This is a genomic window from Burkholderia sp. DN3021 (genome assembly GCF_049805555.1).
GTDB lineage: Bacteria > Pseudomonadota > Gammaproteobacteria > Burkholderiales > Burkholderiaceae > Burkholderia > Burkholderia pyrrocinia_C.
Map to the genome: position 1 here is coordinate 1 of NZ_JBNCAB010000173.1, position 3,845 is coordinate 3,845.

Below are 3,845 nucleotides of genomic sequence, written 5' to 3' on the forward strand. Positions count from 1 at the left end.
GCAGGGCGGCAGCGTGAGGGCTGGCCAAGTGAGTGCGCAGCGTGATGTATCGGTGACGGCCACGGGTGACGTGGCGCTCAATGGCGCGGTGAACACGCAACGCGACGTTGTGGTGGCGGCGCAAGGCGATGTGACGGTCAATGGGCAAGTCAAGGCTGGGCGCAATGTGCAGATTGGCACGCAGGCGAGCCGGGTCGGGGCGGTGACGCTGGGCTCGGGCGGTGGGGTGGCTGCGGGCGGTTCGCTGGGGATCCAGGCGAGCCGGGACGTGACGCTCAATGGCGACGTACAGGCGGCCAAGGTGACGCTGAACACGCGCGGGCTGTTGCAGCAGGCGGCGAAGCTGCTGGCCACGGGTGGCCAGACGGTGACGCTCACCGAGCCGACGCTGGAGATCGAGGTGGGCGGCTATCGGTTGAAGGGGGCGTTGTCGGCGGTGGATGCGCAGGGGCAACCGATTGCGGGTGCCCGAATCGTGCTCTCGCACGGGGTCATGCAGGTGTTGGATGCGAACGGCCAGCGTCTGGTAGGTGCACAGATCGTGTCGAGCGCGCTCACGCGGAGTGCGGGTTCGGCGACGCTGGTGGCCAGTGGGGACGTGGTCAATGAGCAGGGGGTGATCCAGCTGGGTGGTGCGTCGACGGTGACGGTGGGCGGACAGCTGGTGAACCAGGGGGTGCTGTCGAGCGCGGGGCGCTTGACGATAGGCGCGCCGACGCTGACGAACGCGGGCAGCATTCAGGGCGCGCAGGGGCTCACAATCGGCGCGGATGGCAGCCTGGGGGTGTTGACCAATACGGGGGCGCTCGATGGTGGCAGCGAGGCGTTGGGGATCACGGCGCGGGAGCTGACGAACAGGGACGGGGACCTTCGTGCGGCCAAGGCGATCACGTTGAACCTGGATCGCTTGAGCAACGCGGGCGCGGTGATGGTGACGGGCGGTGACGGGACCTTGACGCTGACGTTGGGTGCGCAGACGTCGGAGAATAGCGGTTCGATGCAGGCCACACATATCGTGATCCGGAGCAAGGGCACGACGGACGTATCGGGGACGACGAGTGACGTGACCGATGGGCAGCAGGACGTGGCGTTGGTGCAGAAGACGGGGGCAAACGGCCTGAGTCATGTACCGACCTTGACGGGCACGGTCTCGGTGGATGGGCAGAGCGCGGCTGCGCGCGCGGCGGGAATCCAGGCAGCGCTGGAGCGTGCGCAGGCGGATATGGTGAAGATGCTGGGCGATGACTCGGGTAAAACCGGGCGGGCGCAAAGCACGGCGCAAGCGGCGGCGGCACGGGAGATTGCGGCGGTGCTGGGGGTGCCGGCGGACAGCGTCAAGGTGGTGATCGATGCGAAGACGGGCAAGCTGACCTATACGGTGGCATCGACGACGCAAGCGGTGAGTGCGGAGGCACGGATTGTGGCGCTGCGTGCGGCGCAGGCGGCGGGCCAGCAGGTGCTCACGCAGGAGCGTGCGATTGCGAAGTCGGAGCAGGCATTGGCGGGGGCGAATACGCCGATGCTGCAGGCAGCGCAGCAGGCGGCGGCCCAGGCGGTGGCCGATGCGTTGAATGTGCCGGGGGAGTCTGCTAAGTACAAGGCGAGTGATGTGGTAGTGAGCATTCACCCGACGACGGGCGTGGTGCAGATTGTGCCTGCGGCAGGGGCGAGTGTGCCGGCACTGGAGCTGGCGGTCATGCAGGCGGCGGTGCAGCGAGCGGTCTTGCGTGCGGGACAGGTGAAGGCGGCGCAGACGGCTGCGCTGGACGCGGCCCGGGACGCTTATATCGCGGATGCGGCAGCGCACGGGATGGTGTATACGGCGGCCGATTTGAAGGCGGTGATCGGCAATGATGGGAGCCCGCAGGTCTCGGCGCTGGTGCCGAAGACGCCGTCGAGCGATCCGGCGGTGATTGCCCGTGCGCAAGCCGAGCTGCAGGCACGGCAGGCGGCAGCGGAGCAGGCGCAAGCGCAGGCGCAGCAAGCGGCGCAACAGGCTGCGAAGGAGGCCCAACAGGCGGCGGCCAAGCTGATTGTGCAGGCCAGGCCGGATCAACTGGCGGCGCTGAGAAGCGCGGCGGTGCAGTCGCTGCGATCGTCGGCGGAGCAGAAGAATATCCAGTATGCGTCGATCGATGTGCAGTTTGATGCGCAAGGCAATATGACGCCGCGCCTGGGCGCGGCGAGCTGGATCGATGTGCCGGTGACGAAATCTGGCGAGAAGCCGCCGAAGCTGGCGGCGCTGAGTGCGGACGATATGCTGGCGGCGCAGCAGGCGGCCGCCCAGGTGGTGACGGACGCCCAGAATCGGGCGGCCGATGCGGTGGCTGCAGCGGCACAGGCGGAACGGGCCCGGGCCGTACAGGCCGCCAAGGACGCGGCGGCGGCCGCTGCCGTTGCAGGGGCGGCCAATGTGTCGACGACCCCGACGGCGCCGGCGGCGATTGCGGCCGTGCAAGGCCCCACGCAGGTGGGCACGGCGTTGTTGACCAACAGTGGCAAGCTGCAGGCGGCACAGGATCTGAGCCTGAATGTGGCGAAACTGAACAACACGGGCGCGATCCTGGCGGGCACGACGGCCGAGGTGGTGGCCGATGAGGTGCGTAACGCAGCGGGTGGTCAGATCGCAGCCCAGGGCAAGCTGACGGTCAATGCCAATAACGTGGCGAACGCGGGCACGATAGGTGCGGGTGAGGCGAGCCTGAGCGCGGGGCGTGGCTTGCTCAACAGCGGGACGATCGACGCGCAGGGCAAGCTGGACGTGCACGCGACGAACCTGGTCAATGGACTGGCTGGTGCGGTGAACGCCAAGGGCGCGCATCTGGGCGGTGCGCAGGTCAAGCTGGTGGCTGACCAGCGCTTCAGTAACCGCGGTGAGGTGGCGGGCACGGACAGCCTGGGCATCACGACGGCGCGGTTTGCCAATGCGGACACGGGGGTCATTTACGGGCGCAATGCCGCGACGCTCAACCTGACGCAGGCGGCCTACCAGAATCAAGGCACCGTCGCCAGCGACGGCCGTGCGACGCTGTATGTGCCGGGCGCGCTCGAGCTGAACGGGACAGCGCTTGCGCCGACGACGGGTAAGGCCGGGCTGCTTGAGCTCAAGGCCCAGGGCGATATCACGATCAAGGACGGCTTGCAAAGTGCGGGGGATGTACTGCTGCAATCGGGCGGCTCGATCACCAATCGCAGCAGCGTGGTGGCGGGTGGCCACCTGGGCGGGATTGCCCAGCACATCGTCAACGAGACGAATGGACTGATGTGGGCGGGCAAGGACGTGGAGCTGATCGGGGTTCAATCGATCCGCAACGGGCGCAATGCGCAGATCATCGCGGCCGGTAGTGGCGAAGGCAAGGACGGTGACGTCACGTTGCAGTCGCTGTCAGTCACGAACGATCTCGGTACGGTGCAAGCTGCCCGGGATCTGAATATCGATGCGCTCAAGCTGACCAACGCGGCGCAGCTGACGGGCGGGGTGGCGACCCGCGGGCGGGAGACATCGCAGGGCGACACGTCGCTTGGCGCGGGCTATACGGTATTCGGGCCGTCGCGCTATGACAACTACCGCTTGTCGATCGATGTTGATTCACTGGACTCGAATCTGGATGTGAACCAGGGGGTGCTGCAGGCGGGGCGCCACGTCAATCTGAACCAGGAGAAAGACTCGCAAGGCCGCTCCGTGTATGGCACGGGCAGCGCGACGAATAACGGACGGATCCTGGCCGGTGGGGACATCAACGTGACGGGGGATGTGAACAATGTGGGGCTGACGCAAACGGTGTCGCTGGGCGACTATCTGAAGCGCGCGGCGAGCATCAGCCTGAAGGTGACGGATAGCGCGG

At 67.2% G+C, this 3,845-nt stretch carries 1 protein-coding gene; it reads left to right on the forward strand.

Going from position 1 to position 3,845, the window contains the following annotated elements:
- Nucleotides 1–28: 28 nt before the first annotated feature.
- Nucleotides 29–3,845 (forward strand): hypothetical protein (locus ACPUER_RS36005; RefSeq protein WP_425133485.1); only part of this gene is annotated, 3,817 nt, incomplete at its 3' end.